At 47.2% G+C, this 24,162-nt stretch carries 21 protein-coding genes; 16 read left to right on the top strand and 5 right to left on the bottom strand.

Translation table 11 applies throughout. The features are described 5' to 3' along the window. Nucleotides 1-15 precede the first annotated feature (15 nt). Nucleotides 16-1,986 carry a fructose-bisphosphatase class III gene (locus AWM73_RS07850; protein WP_060778822.1) on the bottom strand — a complete coding sequence of 657 codons (1,971 nt, stop codon included), beginning with the start codon at nt 1,984-1,986 and terminating at the stop codon, nt 16-18. A gap of 268 nt (nt 1,987-2,254) precedes the next feature. Between AWM73_RS07850 and AWM73_RS07845 the strand changes: the two genes are divergently transcribed. The 4 genes from AWM73_RS07845 (at nt 2,255) to AWM73_RS07830 (ending at nt 5,631) form a co-directional block, all read left to right on the top strand. Then, a complete protein-coding gene (locus tag AWM73_RS07845; protein WP_076340271.1) occupies nt 2,255-3,487 on the top strand; it encodes a NupC/NupG family nucleoside CNT transporter in 1,233 nt (410 codons plus the stop codon). A gap of 332 nt (nt 3,488-3,819) precedes the next feature. After that, nucleotides 3,820-4,737, top strand: a complete 918-nt coding sequence (gene rihC / locus AWM73_RS07840; protein ID WP_060778820.1) for a ribonucleoside hydrolase RihC — start codon at nt 3,820-3,822, stop codon at nt 4,735-4,737. Between the two features lie 412 nt (nt 4,738-5,149). Continuing rightward, nucleotides 5,150-5,347, top strand: a complete 198-nt coding sequence (locus AWM73_RS07835; RefSeq protein WP_060778819.1) for a hypothetical protein — start codon at nt 5,150-5,152, stop codon at nt 5,345-5,347. A gap of 116 nt (nt 5,348-5,463) precedes the next feature. Then, the gene (locus tag AWM73_RS07830; RefSeq protein ID WP_013669234.1) at nt 5,464-5,631 is read left to right on the top strand and encodes a 2-hydroxymuconate tautomerase; all 168 of its coding nucleotides are present in this window, start codon (nt 5,464-5,466) and stop codon (nt 5,629-5,631) included. Between the two features lie 68 nt (nt 5,632-5,699). Here AWM73_RS07830 and AWM73_RS07825 read toward each other — a convergent pair whose 3' ends face one another. From AWM73_RS07825 to AWM73_RS07815, 3 genes are read right to left on the bottom strand one after another with little or no spacing between them, the layout of a single operon-like run. After that, nucleotides 5,700-6,533, bottom strand: a complete 834-nt coding sequence (locus AWM73_RS07825; protein WP_060778818.1) for a hypothetical protein — start codon at nt 6,531-6,533, stop codon at nt 5,700-5,702. Then, nucleotides 6,533-7,144: a DUF1700 domain-containing protein gene (locus tag AWM73_RS07820; RefSeq protein ID WP_060778817.1), complete on the bottom strand. Its 612-nt coding sequence runs from the start codon at nt 7,142-7,144 to the stop codon at nt 6,533-6,535. The genes AWM73_RS07825 and AWM73_RS07820 overlap by 1 nt, the downstream gene beginning before the upstream one ends. A 3-nt stretch (nt 7,145-7,147) precedes the next feature. Then, nucleotides 7,148-7,459: a PadR family transcriptional regulator gene (locus tag AWM73_RS07815; RefSeq protein WP_013669698.1), complete on the bottom strand. Its 312-nt coding sequence runs from the start codon at nt 7,457-7,459 to the stop codon at nt 7,148-7,150. A 216-nt stretch (nt 7,460-7,675) separates the two neighbouring features. Between AWM73_RS07815 and AWM73_RS07810 the strand changes: the two genes are divergently transcribed. From AWM73_RS07810 to AWM73_RS07800, 3 genes are all read left to right on the top strand, one after another. Beyond that, entirely contained in the window at nt 7,676-7,906 is a 231-nt protein-coding gene (locus AWM73_RS07810; RefSeq protein WP_060778816.1) for a hypothetical protein, read from the top strand. 2 nt (nt 7,907-7,908) lie between these two features. Beyond that, entirely contained in the window at nt 7,909-8,145 is a 237-nt protein-coding gene (locus tag AWM73_RS07805; RefSeq protein WP_060778815.1) for a type II toxin-antitoxin system RelE family toxin, read from the top strand. A 251-nt stretch (nt 8,146-8,396) separates the two neighbouring features. After that, nucleotides 8,397-10,289, top strand: a complete 1,893-nt coding sequence (locus tag AWM73_RS07800; protein ID WP_060778814.1) for a purple acid phosphatase family protein — start codon at nt 8,397-8,399, stop codon at nt 10,287-10,289. 481 nt (nt 10,290-10,770) lie between these two features. Here AWM73_RS07800 and AWM73_RS07795 read toward each other — a convergent pair whose 3' ends face one another. Further along, nucleotides 10,771-10,950: a hypothetical protein gene (locus tag AWM73_RS07795; protein ID WP_060778813.1), complete on the bottom strand. Its 180-nt coding sequence runs from the start codon at nt 10,948-10,950 to the stop codon at nt 10,771-10,773. Between the two features lie 159 nt (nt 10,951-11,109). On the opposite strand from AWM73_RS07795, the gene AWM73_RS07790 reads away from it, so the two are divergent. The 9 genes from AWM73_RS07790 (at nt 11,110) to AWM73_RS07750 (ending at nt 24,145) form a co-directional block, all read left to right on the top strand. Further along, a complete protein-coding gene (locus AWM73_RS07790; protein ID WP_060778812.1) occupies nt 11,110-11,733 on the top strand; it encodes an alpha/beta fold hydrolase in 624 nt (207 codons plus the stop codon). A 227-nt stretch (nt 11,734-11,960) separates the two neighbouring features. After that, nucleotides 11,961-14,783, top strand: coding sequence for an excinuclease ABC subunit UvrA (uvrA, locus tag AWM73_RS07785; RefSeq protein WP_060778811.1), 2,823 nt, complete (start codon nt 11,961-11,963; stop codon nt 14,781-14,783). A gap of 456 nt (nt 14,784-15,239) precedes the next feature. After that, complete coding sequence (locus tag AWM73_RS07780) at nt 15,240-16,406, top strand: exonuclease SbcCD subunit D (protein WP_060778810.1); 1,167 nt, start codon at nt 15,240-15,242, stop codon at nt 16,404-16,406. A gap of 23 nt (nt 16,407-16,429) precedes the next feature. After that, nucleotides 16,430-19,552, top strand: coding sequence for an AAA family ATPase (locus AWM73_RS07775; protein ID WP_060778809.1), 3,123 nt, complete (start codon nt 16,430-16,432; stop codon nt 19,550-19,552). A 449-nt stretch (nt 19,553-20,001) separates the two neighbouring features. Beyond that, nucleotides 20,002-20,358, top strand: coding sequence for a PspC domain-containing protein (locus tag AWM73_RS07770; RefSeq protein WP_060778808.1), 357 nt, complete (start codon nt 20,002-20,004; stop codon nt 20,356-20,358). Next, nucleotides 20,351-20,716 carry a phage holin family protein gene (locus tag AWM73_RS07765; RefSeq protein ID WP_060778807.1) on the top strand — a complete coding sequence of 122 codons (366 nt, stop codon included), beginning with the start codon at nt 20,351-20,353 and terminating at the stop codon, nt 20,714-20,716. Before AWM73_RS07770 ends, AWM73_RS07765 begins: the two co-directional genes overlap by 8 nt. A 436-nt stretch (nt 20,717-21,152) precedes the next feature. Next, nucleotides 21,153-22,133 carry an HPr(Ser) kinase/phosphatase gene (gene hprK, locus AWM73_RS07760; protein WP_060778806.1) on the top strand — a complete coding sequence of 327 codons (981 nt, stop codon included), beginning with the start codon at nt 21,153-21,155 and terminating at the stop codon, nt 22,131-22,133. Continuing rightward, nucleotides 22,130-23,020, top strand: coding sequence for a prolipoprotein diacylglyceryl transferase (gene lgt, locus AWM73_RS07755; RefSeq protein WP_082702889.1), 891 nt, complete (start codon nt 22,130-22,132; stop codon nt 23,018-23,020). Before hprK ends, lgt begins: the two co-directional genes overlap by 4 nt. Before the next feature lie 42 nt (nt 23,021-23,062). Continuing rightward, on the top strand, nt 23,063-24,145 hold the full coding sequence (locus AWM73_RS07750) for an NAD(P)H-dependent glycerol-3-phosphate dehydrogenase (protein WP_060778805.1): 1,083 nt from the start codon (nt 23,063-23,065) through the stop codon (nt 24,143-24,145). Nucleotides 24,146-24,162 lie beyond the last annotated feature (17 nt).

Here is a 24,162-nt window from a genome sequence, read left to right as displayed (position 1 = left end):
AGTAATGACACTCGCCTAATGCACTTCCTCCCCAATCAGCCCAGCTTGGTAGGCTTCAATCAGGGCTTTGAGGGCTTGGACCTGGCAAGTGAGCTGCTTACCGATATCCGTTTCTCTGACTGAGATCCGTTCCAACTCCTTGTCGACCACGCGGCGGGTGGATTCGATATCGGTTTCGTATTTAATAGCGTCTTCTTTACCATGGAAGGGATGGTGGGCGACCAGCTGCATGCCATAGGAGTTATAGAGCAGGGTAAAGCCCCCCAGTCCGGTCGTTTTTTGGTAGGCCCGGGCAAAACCGCCGTCGATCACAATCATCTTGCCCTCTGCCTTAATAGCATTTTCTCCGTCCTTGGCCTTAATGGGGGTATGGCCGTTAATGATATGGCCCTTGTCGGGATCGATGCCAAACTCTTCTAAGACCCGGCGGATAAAGTCGATGTCTTCCCGCCAGGAGTAGTAGACATTGCGGTGTTCTTGGTGGGTCTCCTTGTCTGCGATAAAGTAACGTTCAAAGGTGGCCATTTGTTTCTTTCCAAAGAGGGCAGACCCTTCGCCCTGCCAGAGATACCAGGCAAAATCCAGGTCGGGGTTTTTACTTTCATCACTTTGGCGTTTGGCATACATGCGCCGGACCACCTGGTCGAACTTATCCAAGAGGTCTTGGCCAGCCAGGGTTTGCCCATCAATAGTGGCTGCCATAAAGCTGCCGTCCTCGTTCATGGGGATACAGCCGTGGAACATGAGATTATTGTTATAAATCTTATACATGGACCCCTTATTAATCAAGAAGGCCACGTGCTTTTGTAGGCGTTGGCTATCCAAAAAGGCGGCTTGGAGGGCTTCCATGACCGCGTCCTCTTCTTCAGTCAGGGCATAGGGATCATCCGGGTCCACGGTGGGGAAAGAAGTATTGACTAAAGGATAGGTCTTGCCCTGCCAGTGAATGGTCCCGGCTTGGTAGTCGATCTTATCCAAGAGCAGGCGGTTGTCACAGCCGAATTCAGGGTGGCGGCGGATGACCTGGGCCTCTAACTTGAACTGGATAATGGCCATGGCTAGCTGCATGCGGGCTAATTGTTCCACCTCATCATGGTGGTAGTCATGGTCATCGGCTAATTTAGGCATGAAGCCAGTCAGGTCGGCCTCCCGGAAAACCGTATCAGCTAAATTGACCAAGGGCCGGAGCGGGATCCCATAGGCATGTTCGATCACAGAGAGGTTATCATAGCGGGCTTGGATCCGGACCACATTGGCGATTAAGGCCTTGGAGCCAGAAGCGGCGCCCATCCAGATCATGTCGTGGTTGCCCCATTCAATGTCCAGGGAATTCTTCTCCATTAAGAGATCGAGTATCCGGTCGGGAGCGGGTCCGCGGTCGTAGATGTCACCTAAGATGTGGAGGTGGTCGACGACCAGTTCCCGGATTAATTCCGCCAGGCAGGTGATCAGTCGGGGGGCTTCATCCAGGTCAATGACCGATTGGATGATACGTTTATAGTAGTGTTCCTTGTTGGAGAGGATAGAGTCCTTGAAGATCAACTCGTCCATGATATAGGCCATATCCGGGTTCATGGCCTTGTGGACCTTGGACCGGGTATACTTAGAGACCACAAATTGGGTCAATTCCACCAGCCGGCTAGTCGTCAGGGTGTAGAACTCATCGATTTCAGCCTGGGAGTCCATTTCCTTAGTCAGGGCGCGAAGTTTTTCTTCCGGGTAGTAGATAATGGTAGCCAGTTCAGCCCGGCGCTTGGTGGATAGGCGGTCGCCAAAGATTTCATTGATCTTTTCCTTGATATTCCCCGAGCCGTTGCGGAGGACATGGTTAACGGCATCGAATTCGCCGTGTAGGTCGGTCATAAAGTGCTCGGTGCCCTTGGGGAGGGACATAATTGCTTCTAAGTTAATCATTTCCGTGGATGCGGCAGCCTTGTTGGGAAATTTTTCGGCCAGTAATTGTAAAAATGCAGGACTAAATGCCATGGGACTTTCCTTCCTCTCTAGGCGCCAGGGAGCTTTTTAAACTCGCTGGCGCTGTCAATCTCTTTCTATTCTACCTGAAAGCGTTATCGATTTGCCTTTACAGGCGATGATTTAAAAATTATTTAGAGATTATAGCATTATTTCGAAAATTTGGGTAAAATATGGGTGAAAGCGTTTTTAATTCCTGATTTAAGCCAAAAGGGGGCGGTCGACTTTCTTTTCTAGGTAAATGGATAAGCTTTTAAGCTTTGGAAAGGTAAGTGATTCAATGAGTATTGTACAAGGCCTTGTGGGTCTACTGGTCATTTTTGGCTTATGTTATTTTCTGTCTTTTGACCGGAAAAACATTAAATATAAAAATGTTGCGATTATGTTAGTGGCAGAAGTGGTCTTGGCTTTGATCCTCTTCCGGACCAGCCTGGGTTTAACTATCCTGAACGGGATTGCCAGTGGGATGGACTGGTTGATGGCCCAAGGGATTGAAGGGGTTAACTTCGTCTTTGGCGGAATTCAATTGACCGCTGACGGTTTTGTCTTTTTCCTCCACGTTCTAGCGCCCCTAGTCTTTATTACCGCCTTGATCGGGGTTTTAAACTGGCTGGGCGTTTTGCCCTTTGTGGTGAAATGGGTTGGTTTTGGCATCAACAAACTGACCGGGGCCGGGGAACTGGAGTCTTACTTCCCCATTGCCTCTACCGTCTTTGGGACGCCGACTAACTATTTATCGGTGGTTGACCAAGTTAGACGGGCCAGCGAGAAGCAATTATTTACCCTGGCTGTGATTCCTATGTCAGTGGTGACGGTCTCCATGCTGGCGGCCTATATGAAATTAGTCAAACCCCAATACGTGGTGGTCGGTGTTCTTATGCAACTCCTGTCAGCCTTAGCAGTTTCAGTCATTGTCAACCCCTATGATGACAAGGAAGAGATTGCCAAAGGAACCCAGGCCTACCATGAACGGGAAGGCATTGAAGACGACCAAGCTGAGGAAGCTCAAGGGGAAAAGGAAAAAGAACCCTTCTTCTCCATGCTCAGTGACTATATGGTAACCGGTTGGAACACCGCCGTGATTGTGGCTGTTATGCTGATTGGTTTTGTGGCCTTAATTTCCATGTTGAACAGCCTCTTTGAAGGTCTCATCAATATTTCCTTTACCGAATTAGTCGGCTATGTCTTCTCCCCATTCGCCTTCTTAATGGGCGTTCCTAAAGAAGACATTGTCCAAGCCGGTTCAGTTATGGCCCAAAAAGTCTTGGCTAACGAAGTCGTGGCTATGACTTCGCTCTCCGGTTTAGAAGGCTTGAGTGAAAAGACCGCTGCCATTATGGGAACCTACTGCATGAGCTTCTCTAACTTTGGGACCCTAGGCATGGTCATCGGCGGGGTCAAAGCCATCGACGCCCACCAAGGAAACGTGGTCGCCAAATATTCTCTCAAGATCGTCCTCGTCTCCACCCTCGCTTCCATGGTTACTGCGACCATTGTTGGATTCTTGTTCTAGGGATAAGGATGTGAGGAAGTATCAGGGAGGGAGATTCCTTGGAAGAAAAGATGATAAGATCAGCTATAAGGATGTGAGGGCGCCATTAAAGTCTTGAATCACTGGAGAAAAATACCATAAGCACAGGGAACTGTGCGTTGGAATTTTTTGAAGTGACTTCAAGACTGGCAACCGAACTCAACTTGTTGATCGTTCAACTTTTCTGAAAGGATATCCCCTCACCCTTCCGAGCTCAACTAGAGTGCGACAGTCACATCAAAGGACGAAGACCAAGCGATTATAATGAAATTAGATAAAAAAGTTACTGAGTATTTACAAGGAGGAATTTTTTCATGGTAAGAAAAGTTATTTTTGATACAGACCCAGGCATTGATGACGCGATTGCGACCGCTATTCTTTTAAATTCTGACCAGGTCCAAGTGGAATTGATTACTGCTGTGGGTGGGAACGTGGCCTTAGAAAAGACCTCCACCAACGCCTTAAAATTAGTCAATTTCTTTGAAAAAGATATTCCAGTCGCTGCCGGAAACCGCGGCCCGCTCTTGACCGAATTTACCGATGCATCTGAAGTCCACGGCGAATCTGGCATGGACGGTTACGACTTTCCAGAACCCGACAAGAGCCAACTTTTAGAAGAACATGCGGTTCTAGCCATGCGCAAGGTTTTAATGGAAAGTGATGAAAAAATCACCATCGTGGCAGTTGGCCCCCAAACCAATGTGGCCCTGCTCTTGACCATGTATCCAGAAGTTAAAGACAAGATCGAAGAGATTATCATCATGGGTGGGTCTTTCACCCGGGGCAACAAGCACGTTATGGATGAGTTCAACATCGGAACTGACCCTGAAGCTGCCCAAATGGTGCTCCAATCCTCGGTAAAAACCGTCATGGTAGGATTGGATATTGGTTACAATGCCACCATTGGCTTAAAAGAGGCTGCGGAATTAGCGGAAAAAACCGAAACCGGGAAAATGATCCATTCTATGCTCCAACACTACCGGTCAGCTCAAAAGAACCAAGAATGGGAAATGTACGACCCAACCGCCATCGCCTACCTCTTGGAACCCGAAATGTTTGAAGAAGTCGAATGTAATGTCGAAGTCGAACTCGCTAGTCCACTGACTTACGGACAAACCGTCGTCGACCTCGACCATAAAACTGACCGCCCCGTTAACTGCGTCGTCCCCACCACCATCGACACCGCCCGCTTCAAAGAATGGTTCAAAGAAAGCATCTTGAAATGTAAATAAGGATGTGAGGTCGCCGCAAAAGGCTTGAATCGCTGGAAGAAAATACCATAAGCACAGGAAACTGTACCTTGGAATTTTCTGAAGCGACTTCAAGACTGGCGACCGAGCTCAACTATAGAGTGCGAGCTGATGACAAAAAAGCGAAACGCTGGAAGAAATATGCGGAAATCCTTGAAAAGGATTGCCAAATATTTCTGAAGTGGAGATCGATCTGCACCTGGAGCAGGTTTTAATAGAGTGCGACGGGTGCATGTTTTAGCAAAATAAGAATGTCTAATAGTCTTAAAATCGAAGCGATCTGCCGAGTGGTTCTCCCTAGGTAGATCGCTTTTAGAATAGTGAGTCTTTATCTTAATATGCTATAATTGTTAATAGATTTGAGCACTAAATTTTTTAGATAAGGGGGACTCGGATGAAACTTGATTTAAAAACATTACCAACATATATTGAAAAAGATATTCGTGACCTTCTTCATGAACAAGAAGTGGAAGGGCCTTTTATTGGTGAAATTGCCTGTGAACTCTATGGGTCCATTAATTCGGCCATGTGGGATAAAGAAATTTCTAAAGAAGTCGCTGATTATTTATTCTCTAAATATTTAGGATTATAAACAATACTACCTGCTTTATTAGCTAAAAATATAGTCAATAATCAATTTCTCAGATTGATCGCTCCTCTTTTTTTAAGGTATAATTTAAATTAAATTCTTAGGAGGAGGTTTTACCTATGCCGGTTGTAAACATTCAACTTATCGAAGGACGGTCCCAGGAAGTCAAGGCGGCCATTGCTAAGGAGATCACCGAAAGTATTTCTAAGCACGCCAAGACGCCTAAAGACCATGTCCACGTGATTTTTAACGACATGAAAAAAGGTGACTACTACAACAATAATTAACCACCAACTAAAAAAACAAGCCCGGGAGCTTTTGATCAACTCCTGGGCTTGTTTTCTTCTCTGGGGATTTAATTTTCTGGATAGCGGACGCTTACTGTATTGTTTTCGCCATTAAAGTGGATAGGGTCACGCCCCTCACCAATTTGATGGATAAAGGGTTCGGGTTCGCTAGGCTGACTGGTGCTTTCTTCAGTGGCCAAGTCGTCAAGGTCTTGATTGACTGGGATTTCCAGGCTTCGCCCATTAATGGTTGCTTGGGAATAACCGTGGTTGAAGGATAAGGTCGCATTGGCCTCGTCGACCGTCATATCCACAGCCACATCGTCGCCGCTAAAGGTCATAGGGAAGGTGGATGGGCTCTTGATGGTGACTTGGCCGTCATAAACTTCCCAATAGAGGTCTTTGAGGGCTTGGTTGAGACTGAGGTCAGCATAGTTCCCGCTGGCGTTGAGACGGCTTTGCGTGAAGTCCGGTCCGGCAATTTGAATCCGGATAGGGTGGCGGCGGAATTGACCGGTACCAAGAATCTTCTCATTAATTTTTAAGAAGGCCCCATCGGCTTGAATATCGAAGAACTTGGTATCATTAGGAATTTCGTCATTATCCAAGTCCTCGCCTTTAACGTCCCAGATCTTGATGGAATAGCTATCGGCAGGGATGATTTCAATTTCACTGTGGTCCCTAATGTCGATTTCCATCAGGTCAAAGCTTTGGTCAAAGTTCTTTTCATAGACCAATTGCCGGTGGTCAGCGTTTTGTTCGACCTGGTAGGCTTGGATTTCACTGACGATATGGTCATAGTCAAAGTAGAAGAAGGACATGAAGCCCAAAACTAGTGCTAGGAAAGCGACCCCACAGAGGGTCCAGATGCTACGAACGACTGTATTCCTTTGTTTTTTCATTAGTAATCACCTCGTTTGCGCCGCCATTGAATGGCATACCAAGTTTTCTTGATCATATTCCAGCAACCCTTGATCAACCGGAAGATGAGGTAGATCAGGATAATCACCATACAGAAGCAGAAGATTACCGCAAAAACCTTGGTTAAGGGATGGAGCGTATTCAATAAGCCCAGTTGGATGGGGCCACTGATAAAGGCTTGGGGATTGACCAGGCTGGCTAGCAGGGTGATAGCGACCACAAAAATGGTAAAAACCAGGGCCAGAAAGCCGGTGAGTAGTCCCAGAACTCCTCCGCCTAAGCCTAAGAGTACACCCAAAATCAAGGGCAGGCAGACGATCACCAAGAGGGCGATTAAAAGATTGCGCCGGGTCTTGTGGCTAGTGGGCTCTTTTGCTGGCCGTTCATCGATAAAGACCCGCTCATTGTCTAAGTATTCCTTGGCGATTTGTTTGGGACTCCCCAGTTCCTGGCAGATTTCTTCTTCCGACTTGCCTTGGTTGAGAGCGATTTGGAAATGTTCCTGGTAGTCACTCAGGATATCATTAATGACTGAATTGGGCAGTTTATGTAAGTAGAAACGTAGTAAGTCAATAAATTCTTCTTTTTTCATGAGCTAACCTCCTTCAAGGATGGCATTGACTCTTTGGACGAAAGTTTGCCATTCCGCGATCTGTTCTTGGAGCGTGGCCAAACCCTGGCTGGAAATTTTGTAGTACTTCCGGGGCGGACCTGATTCGGATTCCTTCAGATAAGTTGTTACCAGGGCTTCTTTGTTGAGTCGGCGTAGGAGTGGGTAGATGGTGCCTTCAGAAATCGCGATGTGTTCTGAGATTTCTTGAACCAATTCATAGCCATAGCAATCCCGCTCTCGTAACTGCTGGAGGACCAGCATTTCCAAAACGCCTTTTTTCAATTGACTGTTCACATGGACAACTCCCCTCACTATTTTAATTCAATTAGTATCTTGCAATGCCTAGTACCTCTTCAAGTAAAGTATAGCACACTAGCTTGCATTGCACAATAGTTAGAAAGTCAATTCTTGCTCATCTCATATTATCGATTAATCGGTGCACTATGTTATAATGAGGAGGAAAGTTTTATGATTGAATAAGCGAATTATTGATAATTAAGGAGTGATTCCATGACTACTCTAGATAAGGTTAAAAATGAATTAAATCATTTAGATGAAGGGCAGCTGCAGAATCTTCTTACTTTGATTGACTATCTAAAAACCGCTGATCAAGACCTCTATGACGAAAAAGGCCAGGTCATTGTCGATCATTTTTATCGTGATTTAATTAATGAGGTGGATGAAGAGGATTCTGGAGAGAGCTTAAGTGAATCTGATTTGCGTAAAAGATTAGCCCTATAGCCATGCAAGACTTTATTTTTAAGAAAAAGGCCCTGAAGTTTCTCAAAAAACAAAGTAAAATCGATCAAGATCGTCTTATTACAGCTATTTATCGGATTCCAAAAGGTGATATTAAAAATATGGCTGACTATGACAATTTAAAGCGTTTGCGAGTAGGTAAATATCGCATTCTTTTTACTGAGATGGATGAAGGTATTGAAATTTTGAATATCGGAAGTCGCGGAGATATTTATAAATAAAAATTTTAGCTGAAGTATCTATTTTAAAGAGTCTATGACGAAAGGTTATAGGCTTTTTATTATCTCAATGATTAGTAAATAATGAACTTTATTTTAAAAATAGTTAGTATTATTCGCTTTTCTCACCAAAATTTCACTTTTACTTAAAACTTACGGTAAATTTACAGATTTTTTACAATGCTTTGCTATAGTGAGGGCAAGTTGGATTTACTTAAAGTAAAAATGATATTTTGAAAGGAGATACAGACCGTATGCATTGGGATGATCGTATTAAGAAAGTGGGGCTCTTGCTGACTTCGATTTTTGTCTTGGGAGCCTGCGCCGAAACGAATGACAACAGCGATAATGCTTCGGCCGATAGTGCAGTTGAAGAGAGCGTGGCTTCAGGGGATAATAGTTCGCAAGAAAGCGCTAAGGAATCCAAGGATTCTAAAGAAGGTAAAGGGTCCGAGGAAGTTGACCCAGTCTATGGGGAAGAGAATGGCTTAGATTTAATCGAACTCCAAGACGATAAACCTGAAGTGGCACCGGTTCCTGTCAATAATGAACCTAACCGGATTGCCACCAACCTCCTGGAAGAAACCACGGATGCCATGGGCTTTAACTGGTATACCACCGACAAAATGCCAGATGCCAAGGTGAAAGTGTCCAAATCTGAAGATATGTCCGATCCAGTTGAATTTGCTGCAGAAGCGACCGAAGTGACTTCTGAATATGCCGAGCGCGACAAGGATGGCTACTATATCTATGCGGCGGCGAAAAAAGATGACGAGGGTAATTTCATTGTTGACGAGAATGGTGCACCAAAAGAAGTTGAAGGTTACTTCACCGACGAACAAATTACACCAGACAATACCGAATGGACTTCTGAAGGGAGCTCCTTAGGTTACTTGGAACTCCAAGATGTGACAGAATACTCCTATAAGGCAGAGGCCGATGACCTCGAACCCGACACCCAATACTACTACCAAGTCGGTTCTGACGAGGGGGGCTATTCTAAGACTGGATCCTTTAGAACTTCCGGTGAAAAGGGCGAGCCTTTCCAATTTATCCACTATACCGATACCCAGAATGCTTATTGGAATGCTAATGTCAATAACGAGGCCGCTTACGGGGCCGATACTTTAGCCCATGCCCTAGAAGTTGCGCCAGACGCAGACTTTGCCCTCCATACTGGGGACTTTGTTGAAGTGGCCGAAGTGGAAGATGAGTGGGTAGACAACTTGGATATGTCTCAAGACCAAAACCTCCACTTACCTCATGCCTACACCCCAGGTAACCACGATGAATACACGGTTCTAGGGGATGAAAAGGACTTAACCGCCTTCAACGAACATACCAATGTGCCAATTACTAACGATGCTATGACCGGGGGCTCCTACTATTCCTACGACTACAACGGCGCTCACTTTGTGGTCTTAAACACCAACGACAATAAGGAATCGGAAGATAATCCTGAACAAGGCGCTATCGGTAAGGAACAAATGGAATGGGCCAAGCAAGATATCCAAGCAGCCCGTGATGCAGGAGCTAACTGGATCATCCTGGCCTACCACAAACCCATTTACTCAGCTTCCTACCACGCCCTCCAAGATGAGGACGTTCAAGTGACCCGGGAAGAATTCGCTAAATTAGCGGACGAACTCGATGTTGATGTGGTTCTCCAAGGTCACGACCACAACTTAACCCGGACTAAGTCCCTGGTTTACACCTCCGATAACTTCTCTTATGGGGAAGTTGAAGACACCGAAAAAGTCGAAAAAGATGGGGTGGAATACCACGTGAACCCAGAAGGCGTGACCTACATCATCCCGAATACCTCAGGAACTAAGGCCTATGATGCCATCTACATGAAGGGGGCTGACCATGTTCACAAAGTCCGTCCTAAATTAGACTGGATGACTGAAGATGATGTTGAGCTCTGGAACGGTCTCTTCGATGTGGCTAAACAACCCGACGAATCACCAAAATTCGACCACAAACACGAAAACTTCCGTCAATCCCAAAACCAAAACTTCGCGGTTTACACCGTCACCGAAGATGAATTCTTAATCGAATTCTATGAAATGAGCGGTAACCTCCACGAAGGGGAAGAACGGACCGTTGAATTAGTTGATTCTTACGGGATTAAGAAAGAGAAGTAGAGTGTGACAGTCACAATAAAGGACGAAATCGCTGGAGAAAACTGGTATAAGCTCAGTTATAAGGATGTGAGTACGCCGTCAAAAGACTTGAATTGCTGGAGGAAAATACCATAAGCTCAGCTAGTCTGAGCGTTGGAATTTTCTGAAGCAACTTCAAGTCTGGCGTACGAACTCAACTAGTCTGAGCGTTACCAGTTTTTAGTTGGGTTTGACTTGGCAGACTTGGAGTGATTTCACAAGTCAGAAACAAGCGAATGTTTCGCTTTTATTCTGACTTGCTCCAATCATCCAAGTCTAGGCGCCAAGTCTCACACCCTGTGTGAAGCGGACGGTCGTCCTGTGACTGGAACACGTTTGAGTAGAGTGTGACTGGAACACGTTTTAAATAGACTGTGACAGCAGTCAAATTCACTAGAGTCGCTGGCGAAAGTCAGCGGCTTTTTTGTGGTGGCATGGGCGCAGCCGATATTGTTGAAATGGATTAAAAATGAGAAGAAAAAGATAAATCATGGTAGATGTTGGGATTAAGCGTCCTAAAGAGTGTGACAAAAGTCCCAGGCTCACCCACGTGAAAGTTTGCGAGTTCGGAAGCAGTTTTACTTAAAATAATCGCTTGACTATTACCAATTTTGATTAATCTAGCGGATAATACTTTAGTCATAATCCTCTACCTTCTTGTGTTTATTACTTATATTAAAGCAATAAATATAACAATTGTCATAGGTAATAAGGCCGATTTTAAGTCTATATTTGGTTTTGTTAGCTGATATGAAATAATAGATTATATAATACTTACAAACAAATTTACGGAGGGCGATAGATGAAAAATATTTTAATTCATGGTTTAGGCCAAGACCATACAAGTTGGGACCCAGTGAAAGGGCATTTGGGTGAAGAAAATTTGGCGGTTCACTGTCCCAATCTCTTTGAATTAGTCAAAAATGACCGCTACACTTACCAAAATCTTTATAATCAGTTTGAAACTCACATCAATCATTATGATAGCAAGGTCAACTTGTGTGGCCTTTCTTTAGGGGGACTACTGGCTTTAGATTATGCCAAAAATTACCCTAACAAGGTCAATTCCTTAATTTTAATCGGGGTTCCCTACAAAATTCCCAAATTACTCATGGACATCCAGGCAATGATCTTTAGGCTCATGCCCAAAAGAACTTTTGAAAAATTAGGTCTAGCCAAGGATGAATTCGTTAGCTTGATAGCCTCAACGAAGGATTTAAACATAGCTACAAATTTAGAACAAGTAGATTGTAAGACCTTATTAATCTGTGGAGAAAAAGATCGATTTAATCTCAAGAGTAGTCGACATTTTCATGCCCAGATTAAAAATAGTGAACTTAATCTAATAAAAAATGCAGGCCATGAAGTCAATGTCGACAATCCCAAAGTATTAGCTGAGCTGATTTCGGAATTTTGGAAGAAATAGAATAGATCAGGTCATCTAGGAGATACAAGAGAGTCCTTTGCTTTAATTCCGTCTCTTGGCTGGTTATAATGAGGGGTGCAATCCCGACCGTGCTGCTGAGATGGCTTTCCTAGGTCTGGGACTTGATTTATGGTAAACTATTACCAGAACACCAGTTTGTATCAGAGTAAGGAGTGAAAGGGAAAAGCTTTAAGCTGCCTTTTTGCTCAATTAAGGAAGTGACCGATTTGAAAGAAGAAATTGTCGTGCGTGGTGCACGCTCTCATAATTTAAAAGATATTGATGTGACCATTCCCCGTAACCAAATGGTGGTGATTACCGGTCTATCCGGATCAGGTAAGTCTTCCCTGGCCTTTGACACCCTCTATGCCGAGGGTCAGCGCCGTTATGTGGAATCCCTGTCAGCTTTTGCCCGTCAATTCTTGGGCAATATTAAGAAGGCGGATGTCGATTCCATTGATGGTTTGAGTCCGGCGATTTCCATTGACCAAAAGACCACCAACCGTAACCCGCGTTCCACCGTGGGAACCATTACCGAAGTCAATGACTATCTGCGTTTACTTTTTGCCCGGGTGGGTCACCCAATTTGTCCTAATGACGGGACCAAGATCCAAAGTCAGTCCATCGACCAGATGATTGACCGGGTCAAGAATTTAGAAGAGCGGACTCGGATCCAGATCCTGGCGCCCATCGTTTATGGTAAGAAGGGCCAACACAAGAAGCTCCTGGAAAAGGTCCAACAACAAGGCTATGTCCGCGTCCGTATCGACGGTGAGATGTATGACGTGGAGGACCTGCCGGAACTCAATAAGAACAAAAAACATGACATTGATGTGGTCATTGACCGTTTGGTGATTAAGGAAGGCATCCGGGCGCGTTTAGCAGACTCCCTAGAAACCGCCCTGCGTCTGACTGAAGGTTATGCCTTGGTCGATATTATTGGCGGGGAAGAAATTCTCTTCTCCGAACACTATGCTTGTCCCCTTTGTGGTTTCACGGTGGGGGAACTGGAACCCCGGCTCTTCTCCTTCAACGCGCCATTTGGCCGCTGTCCAGAGTGTGACGGGATTGGTTCCAAGATGAAGGTGGACGTCGATATTGTAGTCCCCGACAAGACCAAGTCGCTAGAAGAGGGGGCCTTGGTACCTTGGTATAATAAGGCTTCCGGCTATTATCCGGCCCTTTTGGACCAAGCTTGCCAGGCCTTTGATATTCCCCAAGACAAGCCCTTTGAAGAACTCAGTGAAGACCAACAAAACCTGCTCCTCTATGGGTCTGGTGACCAAAGATTCCACTTTAACTATCAAAATGAGTTTGGTAATGTCACCGATAAGGATATGACTTTTGAAGGGGTGGCCAACAACGTCGAACGCCGCTACCACAATTCTTCATCTAATATGATCCGGGAAAGCATGCGCCAATATATGGCGGAACTGCCTTGTCCTAAGTGTCACGGTAAACGGCTCAATGAACGGGCCTTGGCGGTCAAGGTGGAAGGCTTGGATATCGCCGAAGTGACAGAAAAAGCCATTGGCCAAGTCATCGAATTCTTTAAGGACCTGGATCTAGAAGACCAAGACGAAAAGATTGCCCGTCCCATTATGGAAGAACTCCATGCCCGGTTAGGCTTCCTGGATGAAGTGGGCCTGGATTATTTGACCTTGGACCGTAATGCTGGCTCGCTATCGGGTGGAGAGGCCCAACGGATTCGGCTGGCCACGCAAATTGGGTCCAACCTGTCTGGGATCATGTATGTCCTGGACGAACCTTCCATTGGCCTCCACCAACGCGATAATGACCGCTTGATCCGGTCCTTGAAACGGATGCGCGACTTGGGTAATACCCTGATTGTGGTGGAACACGATGAGGACACCATGCGCCAGGCCGATTACCTGATCGATATGGGGCCAGGCGCCGGAGCCCATGGGGGAGAAGTGGTTTCAGCGGGAACTCCAGAAGAGGTCGCCCAAGACCCTGATTCCCTGACTGGCCAATATTTATCCGGTAAACAAGCTATTGAAGTGCCTAAAAAACGGCGCAAGACTGACAAGGGTTGGCTGGAAGTTAAGGGCGCCGCGGCTAACAACCTAAAAGATGTTGACGTCAAGTTTCCGCTGGGCTGTTTTAACCTGATAACTGGGGTATCCGGTTCCGGGAAGTCCAGCCTGGTTAATGAAGTGGTCAAGAAGTACTTACTCCGCCATCTCAACCGGGCCCAAGTGGTTCCTGGCAAGGTCAAGGCTATTGAAGGTTATGAATCCCTGGACAAGGTGATCGATATTGACCAAAGTCCGATCGGCCGGACCCCACGTTCTAACCCAGCTACTTATACTTCAGTCTTTGACGATATCCGTGACCTCTTTGCCCAAACTAATGAGGCTAAATTGCGGGGCTATAAGAAGGGCCGCTTTTCCTTTAACGTCAAGGGTGGTCGTTGTGAAGCCTGCAAGGGGGACGGGATTGTCAAGGTAGAGATGAACTTCCTGCCGGATATTTACGTGCCTTGTGAAGTCTGCAAGGGGACCCGTTACAATGCTGAGACCCTGGAAGTCCACTACAAGGGCAAGAATATTGCCGAAGTTCTAGACATGCGGGTGGACGAAGCCTTGGAATTCTTCCAATCCATCCCGAAAATCCACCGCAAGCTCCAAGCCATCGCTGACGTGGGCCTAGGCTATGTGGCCTTGGGTCAACCCGCGCCCTCCCTGTCTGGTGGGGAAGCCCAACGGATGAAACTGGCCAGTGAACTGCAAAGGGTAGCTAGTGGCAATACCATCTATATCTTAGATGAGCCCACGACGGGTCTCCACAGCCACGACATCAAGCGACTGATTGGCGTTCTCCAACGTTTGGTGGACGAGGGCAATACCGTCTTAGTCATCGAACACAACTTAGATGTGATTAAGACCGCCGACTATATTGTCGACTTGGGACCAGAAGGCGGAGACGGCGGCGGCACCATTGTCGCCACCGGAACCCCTGAAAAAGTGGCTAAAAATAAGGATTCTTATACCGGCCAATATCTCAAGCCATTACTGAAGAAGAAATAAGCACATTTTATCAAGTAGACAAGCTCTCCAAGTGGGGAGCTTGGTTTTTATAAAGGCGGTTATCCTATTTTTTTAGGGATAGTTATGGTAGAAGTGTGTTTTGTTAAATAGCTGTGAGCAGTAGTGGCGCTTTGAAATTGGTCCTTAGCCATGAACAAGCAAGTGAAGCGAATTATGCTGAAGCCGTTCGAAGCAAAGCGAGTTACGGATTCAGTATGCGTAGCTGGATCGTTGGCGCGCCGCCTTACGAGCCATTTGAGTCTCACTAGGTGAGAGAAGAAAAGAGTAGCAACGTTGCATACGCAACCTTGAACTATATCTCTAAGTCGCTTTGCTCCAAGAGCTATAGCTGCTTGAACCGGTGCCATGGCTTTTCAAGGACCAAATTTCAAAAGCAGAACGAATGCTCTTCAAGACTAATTATCAATTTAAATACTATTATAAGGAGTTGACCCTATGAAAATTATCCATACTTCCGACTGGCATATTGGAAAGATTGTCAATGACCGGTCCATGTTGGCTGACCAGGAAGTGGTCCTCCACCAGCTAATTGACGAGTTTAAGGCCCTTGTGCCGGACCTAGTCATTATTGCGGGCGACTTTTACGATCGGTCGCTTCCCAGCCGCGATAGTGTCCGCTTGGCTAATGACCTGATCGACCGATTGATGGTGGAATTAGCTTGCCCCGTGGCCATTATTGCTGGTAACCACGATGCTGGCGAACGGATTGCTTATGGGGCTAGGGCCTATGAGCGGCAAAATGTCCACCTGGCGGGCCTGCCGCAAAAAGTTCCTCAACACGTCGATTTACCAGGGGCCCGGGTCTACCTCCTCCCCTATGCCGACTACCAGGTCATCCGTGAGCTCTACCAGGATCCAAGTATTGACAGCTTGGAAAAGGCCGCAGCCAAACAGGTTCAAGCTATCACTGACCAGGAAGCTTTTGATCCTGACCGTCTCAACCTGATTGTCTACCATGGTTATGTGACTTCGTCTAGCTTGGAAGAAGCTGGGGCGGACCTGGAAGAATCGGAGTCGGAACGGCCCTTATCTATTGGAACGACTGAATATGTACCCAGCCGGGTCTTTCAAGCCTTTGACTATGTGGCGCTGGGTCACTTGCACGGGGCGCAGCGGGTCAAGGGGGAAAATGTCCGCTACAGCGGCAGTCCCCTCAAATACTCCAAGTCCGAAGCCCACCACCACAAGCAGTACTTGGAGCTTGACTTAACCAAGGAGTCCATCCAAGTCACCAAGCATATGATTCAGCCCAAACACGATGTTCGTGTCATTAAGACTAGCTTTGACCAGGCTTTAACGGGGCAGTCGGAGGACTATATTTATTTTGAACTGACTGACCAGACGCCGGTCCATGACGGAATGAACCGCCTGCGGGATAAGTATCCCAATATTATGAACCTGGAATACGTCAATATCGGCCAGGTCAGCGCCCAGATCGAGGGAAAGATCAGTAAAGACAAACTCAGTCGCCAAGTGGCTGACCCCTTAGAGCTCTTTGCTGATTTCTACCAAGAGACACTCGGCCAGCCTCTGACCGAAACACAAAGTCAAGCAGTGGAGACGGCCTGGTTAGCGGCGCAAAAAGACCAGGAAGACGACTAGCTGAGTGAGAAAGGAAGTGGACCATGATTCCCTTACGTTTAGAAATGAATGCCTTTGGGTCATACCGGGACCTGACCGTGATCGAATTTGACCGGGTCCGGCCCTATGGCTTGTTTATGATTTCAGGAGATACCGGGGCGGGCAAGACCACTCTCTTTGACGCCATTACCTATGCCCTCTACGGGGGTGCCTCGGGGTCCAGCCGGGAAGCCAACGAACTCAAGTCGCGTTTTGCCACGGACTTGGACCTGGCCTATGTGCGCTTTACTTTTGATAGTGATGGCCACCACTACCAGGTCTACCGCCAACCCAAACAAACTGGTCCCGGTGCTGTGGAAGGGCGGTCTAAGGCCTATCCTTCTGAAGTGCTGGAAGTCAAAATCGACGGCAAGTTGGTGTCGGGTAAGAAGAACGAATTGGAAAACTATCTCAAAGCAGCCATTGGTTTAGACAAGTCCCAGTTTACCCAAATCGTCATGCTGCCCCAGGGCGAGTTTAAGCGCCTACTGGAGGCTTCAAGCCGGGACAAGGAGGAAATTTTTACCCATATTTTCCATACTGGGGCTATTAATCGCTTCCAGGACTATTTGCAAGACCAGTACAGCCAGATCAAGAGCGATTTAGACCGCCTCAAGAAAAACCATGATGCGGCCCAAGAACGCTTAAAGACTTTGCTTAGTTCAGAAGACCAAGCCCTTTTAGAAGGTCGCTTAAAAGACCAAGGAGAGGCCAAGATAGGCGAGATTTTAGCTGATTTCTTAGGGGCTAAAGAGGCAGACTTCAAGCAAGCTGAGCAGAAGTTAGAAAACCTAGAGACCAAGCGGACTCATCTTAGCCAGGTCTTAGACTACTTTGACGCTCAGGCTGACCTGGCCCAGGAAAAAGATCGCCTAGAAGCCAAGCAAAGCCAGATGGCTGATTTAAAAACGGCCTATCAAAACTACCAGGCGTCTTTATCTTTTTACCAGGCTTTAAAAGACCAAGCCCAGGCTCAAGCAGAGGCCAAGGACCTGGCCCGAAGTCAGGCCCGACTGGATCAGGAGGAAAAAGATTATCAAGCTGCCCAAGCCGACTATGATAAGGAATGGGAGGCCCAAAAAGAAAACTTGGCCCGTCTGCCCAAAATTAAAGAACAGATCGATCGGGTCCAAGTAGGTCTCAAGGACTGGACCACTTATACAAGCACCCAAAAGGAAGTCCAGGACGGTCAGACTGAATTAGAAAACCTAGAGGCCAGCTATCAAAAAGGGCAAGGCCAAGTCGCTAGTCTAGAAGAAGCCATCAGCAAAGGTCAGGCCCAGGTGAAACAATTAAGCCAGGCCATTCTTGACCCCGACAGTTTGAGCCAAGAAAAGGAAGCGGTCAAAGAATCTGGGCGACAACTGGCTGATTTAAAGGCAGGACTGAACCAGATTAAAAAATGGGACCAAGCCATTGAAAAGGGGAAGGCGGACTTTCTCCAGGCGGAAGATACCTGGCAAAAAGCTAACCAGGCCTATCTGGAAGCCAAGCAGGCCTACCAACGCAATCTGGCGGGGATCATGGCCCAGGACCTAAGGCCAGATAGTCCCTGTCCCGTCTGCGGAAGTTTGGACCATCCCGCTCCAGCCCAAGTCAGTGCCGACACTTCTGCTGAGCATCTGGACCAAGCGCAAGTGGACCAATTAGAAGCCCGGGCCCAAGATGCCAGCCAAGCCTACCAAACAGCCAGCCAAGCTCTTAACTACCACAAGCAGAGCCGGGCCGACTTATGCAAACAATATAACTTTGATCCTAAGGCTAGCGCTAGGGACTGGCAAGATCGCTTAGATCAAGCCCAAGACGCCTATGACCAAGCCAGCGCTGCCTACCAAGAGAAACAGGAAAAAGACCAGGCTAATCAAGAAGCCCTGGCTGAAGCAAAGGAAAGGGTTAAAGAGCAAGAGACTAAGTTGCAAGCCCTCAAGCAGGAACTTTCTAAAAATGAAGGCCAGGTCAACCGGCAAAAAGCTTATCTAAACCAAGTCAAAGAGCGGCTCAAGCAAACCCAGTCCCTCTTGATTGGAGAGTCTCAGGTTGCCTTAGAAGAAAAAAAACAAGCACTTAAGACAGACCAGGCCAATTTAGAAAGTTTAGGCCAAACCTTAGCCCAAAGAGAACAAGCCCTGAAAGAAAAAGCTGCCGTTTTAACCACCAAGCGGGACTACCAAGAAGCGGCGGTCAAGAAAAACCAAGCACAGTCTAAGGCCATTGCTAAGCGTTTAGACCAAGCTCGGAGAGATTCAGATCTTAGTGATGACCAGGTCAAGGCCCTCCACCAAAGTGACCGTGACTGGCAGGCCATCAGTCAAGCCTTATCTGCCTATTCTAACCAGGTCTATGCCTATAAAAAGTCGCTGGAGGCCTTAAAGGCAAAAGAAAAGGATTTGGCGATTGATCAAGACCAAGCCACTTACCAAAAGGAAAAAAGCGAGCTCGACCAAAGCTATGACCAAGCCGCTAGCCAATTAAGTCAGGAGCGGGAAGATTTAATCCGCCTCAAGGACCAAGTGGCCATCCTAACCGATTTATGGCAGGACTACCAAGACCGCTACCAGAGCTTTGGCGATTTGAAGAAGTTGTCGGATGTCGCTAATGGGAAGCTCAACAAGAGCCAGCGGATTTCCTTCCAACGTTATATTTTAGGGATTTACTTGGATTGGATCGTCGACCGGGCCAACCAGCGTTTCTACCAAATGACCAATGGCAAGTACTACTTTAAACGAGCGGAAGACCAGATCGGTGGCAATCAGGCCAAGGGGCTCAACCTCAATGTCTTTGACTCCTATACGGCTAGCGAACGCAGCGTCCACTCCCTGTCAGGGGGCGAAAGTTTCCAAGCCTCGCTTGCTCTAGCCCTGGGACTCAGTGATGTGATCCAGGAAGAAGCCGGGACGGTGGATGTGGGCATGCTCTTTATTGATGAAGGTTTCGGGACCTTGGACTCGGAAACCCTCCAACAGGCCCTGGATACCCTGGTGGACCTCCACCAACGCTCGGGCCGCTTGATTGCTGTCATCTCCCACCGGGAAGAATTGAAACAGGAATTACCCATCCAGCTAGCGGTCGAAATGACCCCTAGCGGTAGCCAATGTCACTGGCAAGGCTTGCCGGGAGCAGAGGAGTAGAGGCTTTTTCACATCCTATCCAAACATGCTCCAAGCGCAAGGCAAGCGTCCACTTCAGAAAATGACGACAAATTCTCTAGTTGAGTTCGTGCGCCAGACTTGAAGTTGCTTCAGAAAATTCCAACGCACAGTTTTCTGTGCTTATGGTATTTTCCTCCAGCAATTCAAGTCTTTAGCGGCGCCCTCTCATCCTTTTTGAGAATTCTTACGTCTTTTTCTTCCAGTGGTCTTGCCTTCTGATGCGCTTGTCGCACTCTATTTCTTTAGAATCCTTTAAATTCGCGCTTTGCTAGGTGGGGAGAGTCGAGTCTTGGGTGTGCTTATGGTAAAATATTCTTATATCCCGCGTTCTAATACCTAATTTTGTTTATATCTTAGTGGCGGTTCTTTAATCGCTTGAACAGACGGGATCGATAGTACTTGTTTTAATCAAGATAAGGAGAGATTTTATGAAAGCACTGAAACGCTCATTAACCAACCGAGTTTTTGCTGGGGTTTGTGGTGGTTTTGCTGACTACTTTGGTATTTCCGCAGTTTGGCTTCGGATTGCCTTTGCGGTGGCTCTTTTTACCCCGCTACGTTACCTAGCTATTTTTATCTACCTGTCCCTGATGGTTTTAATTCCTAATGAAAGTGTGATTAACTTTAAGCGGACTTTCTTTGGTGGGGGACAAGGGGCTAGACAGCGGACCAATCCGCGCCAAGAAGCTTATAGTCAGCGTGAAGATGATGTGGAACCGGTCTACCGAGAGTTAAACAAACGCCAAATTAAGGAAGTGGAGAAGGTTAAGGTCGACCATGATTAGAAATATTATTCGTCTCTTGATCCAAGCCATTCTCCTCCAAGGTCTGGGTCGGATTTTCTGGCCAGCGGTCTATATTCAAGACTTTGCCTCGGCGGTGATTGTGGTATTAGTCATCGCTATCCTTTACAAGTTGGTTTACCCGATTTTGAAGATTTTAGCCCTGCCGATAAACTTTCTCACCCTGGGTTTATTTAACCTGGTCCTGAATGGTTTTATCTTCTGGCTGGCTTCCTCTTTGATGGGGACGGCTTATTTCTGGATATCTTCTTTCTTCTACTGTATGGTTTTGGCCTTAATTTATGGCCTGGCTCAAGAGTTGTTGAAGAAGATCTTTAACCCTTACCGAAGCGACTACTAGAGAGTGCGATGGAAATAGCTTTTACTTAAGTGTTATTAATCGTTAATGGACTGCGACGGCTGTTGCAGTCTTTTTTATTAGTTAGCCTTGGTTCAGGATTCTTTTTGGCTTTTGGTGCACCCGTCACACTCTCAAAACGTGTTCCAGTCACAGGACGAACGTCCGCTTCAGAAAATACCAACACACAGACAGTTGAGTTTGGAAGGGTGAGGGGATGTCCTTTCAGAAAAGTTGAACGATCAGCAAGCTGATCTTATCATCTTTTCCTCCAAGGAATCTCCCTCCCTGATCCTTCCTCACATCCTCATAGCTGTGCTTATGGTATTTTCCTCCAGCGATTTCGTCCTTTGTTGTGACTGTCACACTCTCTAGCCTTACTAATGGCCTGGGCCTATGGTAAAATGAAGTGAGATTTAAAAAGAGAAAGGAAACAATTATGGAAGCAGTAACCGTTAAAGAGCTCAGGGATCAGCTTGGGCTAAAGGTGCTCCAGGGAGAGGAGTATTTAGACCGTTTGATTCAAACCAGCGACATTTCCCGTCCGGGTTTGGAATTATCGGGCTATTTTAACTATTATCCCTCGGAACGGGTCCAATTGTTTGGCCGTAATGAGCACTCCTATTTGAAGAAAATGACTAGTGATGAGCGGCTCTTGATCATGCGACGGATGTCTCGGGAAGATACGCCGGTCTTTATTTTCTCCCGCGACTTGATGCCGGAATATGAGGTCTTTCAAGCGGCTGAAGAAAATCAGATCCCAATTTTACAGGGGAGTGCGGTGACCACCCGGCTCTATTCTAATATCACTACCTATCTTCAGGAGCGTTTGGCGCCCCGGGTGTCCAAGCATGGCGTCTTTGTAGACGTGTATGGTTTGGGAATTATGATTATTGGGGACAGCGGGATCGGCAAGTCCGAAACCGCCCTGGAGCTAATTAAGAACGGCCACCGTCTTGTGGCGGATGACCGGGTGGAACTCCATAAACGCGATGACTATTCTATCGTGGGTGAGGCGCCGGCCATCTTACAAAATATGATCGAAATCCGCGGCCTGGGCATTATTAATGTCCTTACCCTCTTTGGGGCTGGGGCGGTTAAACAAGCCCAACAACTGCATTTGATTGTCCGCTTAGTGATGTGGGATGATGATGAAGATTATGAACGCTTGGGCTCGGAGCCGGAAATGGTGTCGCTCTTAGGAGTGGATGTGCCTCAAATTACCGTGCCTGTCCGCACAGGGCGGAATTCTTCCAATATTGTCGAAGTCGCGGCCATGAATCTTCGGGCCAATAATATGGGCTACAATGCCGGTAAGGAATTCGAGGAAAGACTGACCCACTTAATCCAAGCCAACCAGGAAGCAGATGCCAAGACCCACGCTGAAAACGACCAGGCGGAAGCGGGCGATCAGTCATGATGACGACTTTACTGGGAAATTTGCTACCTAGCTTTAATCTCCTGACCATTGATCCAGTGGCCTTTTCCTTTTTAGGAATTGAGATCCGTTGGTACGGGATTATTATTGCCCTGGGTATGTTTTTGGCGGTGGAATTGATCCTTAAAGAAATTGAACGCAAGGGTTTTGATAGTGACCAGGTCATGGATATGATCATGTGGGCCATTCCCATCGGTTTTATCGGGGCTCGGCTCTATTATGTGATCTTTGAATGGGACTACTACCGGGAAAACCTGGGCGAAATTATTGCTATCTGGCAGGGCGGCATTGCTATTTACGGGGGCGTGATTGCGGGGGCTTTGACGGCGATTATCTATGCCAAGCGTCACGAGATGAAGGTGAGCTTCTTGGCGGATGTGATCATGCCTTACTTGCTTTTAGCTCAAGGGATTGGCCGCTGGGGCAACTTCGTCAACCAAGAGGCCCACGGAGGTCCGGTGAGCGAAAGCTTCTTGCGGGAGGCTCTCCACTTACCTAATTTTATTGTTGAACAAATGTTTATTAACGGCCAATACTACCATCCCACCTTTCTCTACGAATCCCTATGGAATATACTGGGGGTAGGGGTCTTACTCTTCCTCCGTCACCATCATAAGACCTTAAAACTCGGGGAAACCGGGCTCTTATACTTAGTTTGGTACGGGACCGGACGCTTCTTCATTGAAGGCTTACGGACCGATTCCCTCTACCTAGGCCCGATCCGGGTCTCCCAAGCCCTGTCCTTAGTTCTGGTGGTCGTGGGGATTGCCCTCTTGATCTACCGTCGCAGCCAAAAGTCAGACCTGCCTTATTACAGCGACTATGATTACTTAAGTAAGCGGCGGGCCCAAGCCAAAAAATCAGCCTAAGGGCAAGTCAATTTGTATGAAAGTGAATTAAAGGAGAAGATAATGGTAAAACAAGCAATTAGCTTACTGGGTGCTGGTTCCTGGGGGACCGCCTTGGCCATGGTCTTAGCGGAAAATGGCCACCAGGTGACTCTCTGGACCCACCGGCAAAATCAGGCGGATGAAATTAACCAAGAACACACCAATGCCGCCTATTTAAAAGAGGTCACTTTGCCCAAAGACATTGTCGCTACCTCTGATTTGGAAGCGGCCGTTAAAGGGGCCCAAGTGATCGGTTTTGTGGTGCCGACCAATGCCATTCGCGGAGTGGCGGGGCAAGTGGCCGACATTTTGCGACAAGCCGATGCGGATGCAGGCATGCCCCTGGTCTTCCATGCGGCTAAGGGACTGGAGTTAGAAACCCATGAACGAGTATCAGTGATCCTAGAAGAAAGTCTGAAAGGTCTAGCCATCCAAGGACCGGTGGTTTTATCAGGACCCAGTCATGCGGAAGAAGTGGCCCGCCATGATATCACCGGTATTACCGCTGCCTGCCAAGATCTGGCGGCAGCTGAAGCCCTCCAAGCCCTCTTTATGAATGCTTATTTTAGGGTCTACACCAATGACGACGTGGTCGGGGTGGAACTCGGTGGTGCCTTGAAAAATATTATTGCCCTCTGTTCCGGGGCTATCGCAGGACTTGGCTTTGGTGATAATGCTAAGGCCATCTTAATGACTCGAGGTCTGGCGGAGATTACCCGGCTAGGTGTGGCCTTGGGGGCAGATCCCTTTACCTTTGCCGGTTTGAGCGGGATTGGGGACTTAATCGTTACCTGTACCTCGCCTTTTTCTAGGAACTGGCAGGCCGGCTATCAAATTGGTCAAGGTAAGTCCGTCAGTGAAGTCCTCGACCACATGGGCATGATCGTTGAAGGCGTCCACACCACCAAGTCGGCCTATGAATTGGCCCAAAAAGTCGGTATCGAAATGCCCATCACCCAAACCACCTACCAGGTCCTCTATGACCATAAAGACTTGAGAAAACTGGTGGAAGACCTGATGAAACGCCAAGGTAAGCAAGAAGTCGGATTAGACCGCTTGGCCTTAGAACAATCCTTGGCCAAACAAGCTCGATTGAACGATTAAGCGCCTTTTTTAAGAGT

Origin of the sequence: Aerococcus urinae, assembly GCF_001543175.1 — a bacterium.
Lineage (GTDB): Bacteria > Bacillota > Bacilli > Lactobacillales > Aerococcaceae > Aerococcus > Aerococcus urinae.
The sequence above is the reverse complement of the archived record's forward strand: the minus strand, read 5'-3'. Positions and strand labels throughout refer to the sequence as shown.

What these genes read in the sequence shown, in the direction of transcription:
- AWM73_RS07850 (WP_060778822.1), bottom strand. Translation starts at nt 1,986, where the DNA reads ATGGCATTTAGTCCTGCATTTTTACAATTACTGGCCGAAAAATTTCCC.
- AWM73_RS07845 (WP_076340271.1), top strand. Translation starts at nt 2,255, where the DNA reads ATGAGTATTGTACAAGGCCTTGTGGGTCTACTGGTCATTTTTGGCTTA.
- rihC (WP_060778820.1), top strand. Translation starts at nt 3,820, where the DNA reads ATGGTAAGAAAAGTTATTTTTGATACAGACCCAGGCATTGATGACGCG.
- AWM73_RS07835 (WP_060778819.1), top strand. Translation starts at nt 5,150, where the DNA reads ATGAAACTTGATTTAAAAACATTACCAACATATATTGAAAAAGATATT.
- AWM73_RS07830 (WP_013669234.1), top strand. Translation starts at nt 5,464, where the DNA reads ATGCCGGTTGTAAACATTCAACTTATCGAAGGACGGTCCCAGGAAGTC.
- AWM73_RS07825 (WP_060778818.1), bottom strand. Translation starts at nt 6,533, where the DNA reads ATGAAAAAACAAAGGAATACAGTCGTTCGTAGCATCTGGACCCTCTGT.
- AWM73_RS07820 (WP_060778817.1), bottom strand. Translation starts at nt 7,144, where the DNA reads ATGAAAAAAGAAGAATTTATTGACTTACTACGTTTCTACTTACATAAA.
- AWM73_RS07810 (WP_060778816.1), top strand. Translation starts at nt 7,676, where the DNA reads ATGACTACTCTAGATAAGGTTAAAAATGAATTAAATCATTTAGATGAA.
- AWM73_RS07805 (WP_060778815.1), top strand. Translation starts at nt 7,909, where the DNA reads ATGCAAGACTTTATTTTTAAGAAAAAGGCCCTGAAGTTTCTCAAAAAA.
- AWM73_RS07800 (WP_060778814.1), top strand. Translation starts at nt 8,397, where the DNA reads ATGCATTGGGATGATCGTATTAAGAAAGTGGGGCTCTTGCTGACTTCG.
- AWM73_RS07795 (WP_060778813.1), bottom strand. Translation starts at nt 10,950, where the DNA reads ATGACTAAAGTATTATCCGCTAGATTAATCAAAATTGGTAATAGTCAA.
- AWM73_RS07790 (WP_060778812.1), top strand. Translation starts at nt 11,110, where the DNA reads ATGAAAAATATTTTAATTCATGGTTTAGGCCAAGACCATACAAGTTGG.
- AWM73_RS07780 (WP_060778810.1), top strand. Translation starts at nt 15,240, where the DNA reads ATGAAAATTATCCATACTTCCGACTGGCATATTGGAAAGATTGTCAAT.
- AWM73_RS07775 (WP_060778809.1), top strand. Translation starts at nt 16,430, where the DNA reads ATGATTCCCTTACGTTTAGAAATGAATGCCTTTGGGTCATACCGGGAC.
- AWM73_RS07770 (WP_060778808.1), top strand. Translation starts at nt 20,002, where the DNA reads ATGAAAGCACTGAAACGCTCATTAACCAACCGAGTTTTTGCTGGGGTT.
- AWM73_RS07765 (WP_060778807.1), top strand. Translation starts at nt 20,351, where the DNA reads ATGATTAGAAATATTATTCGTCTCTTGATCCAAGCCATTCTCCTCCAA.
- hprK (WP_060778806.1), top strand. Translation starts at nt 21,153, where the DNA reads ATGGAAGCAGTAACCGTTAAAGAGCTCAGGGATCAGCTTGGGCTAAAG.
- lgt (WP_082702889.1), top strand. Translation starts at nt 22,130, where the DNA reads ATGATGACGACTTTACTGGGAAATTTGCTACCTAGCTTTAATCTCCTG.
- AWM73_RS07750 (WP_060778805.1), top strand. Translation starts at nt 23,063, where the DNA reads ATGGTAAAACAAGCAATTAGCTTACTGGGTGCTGGTTCCTGGGGGACC.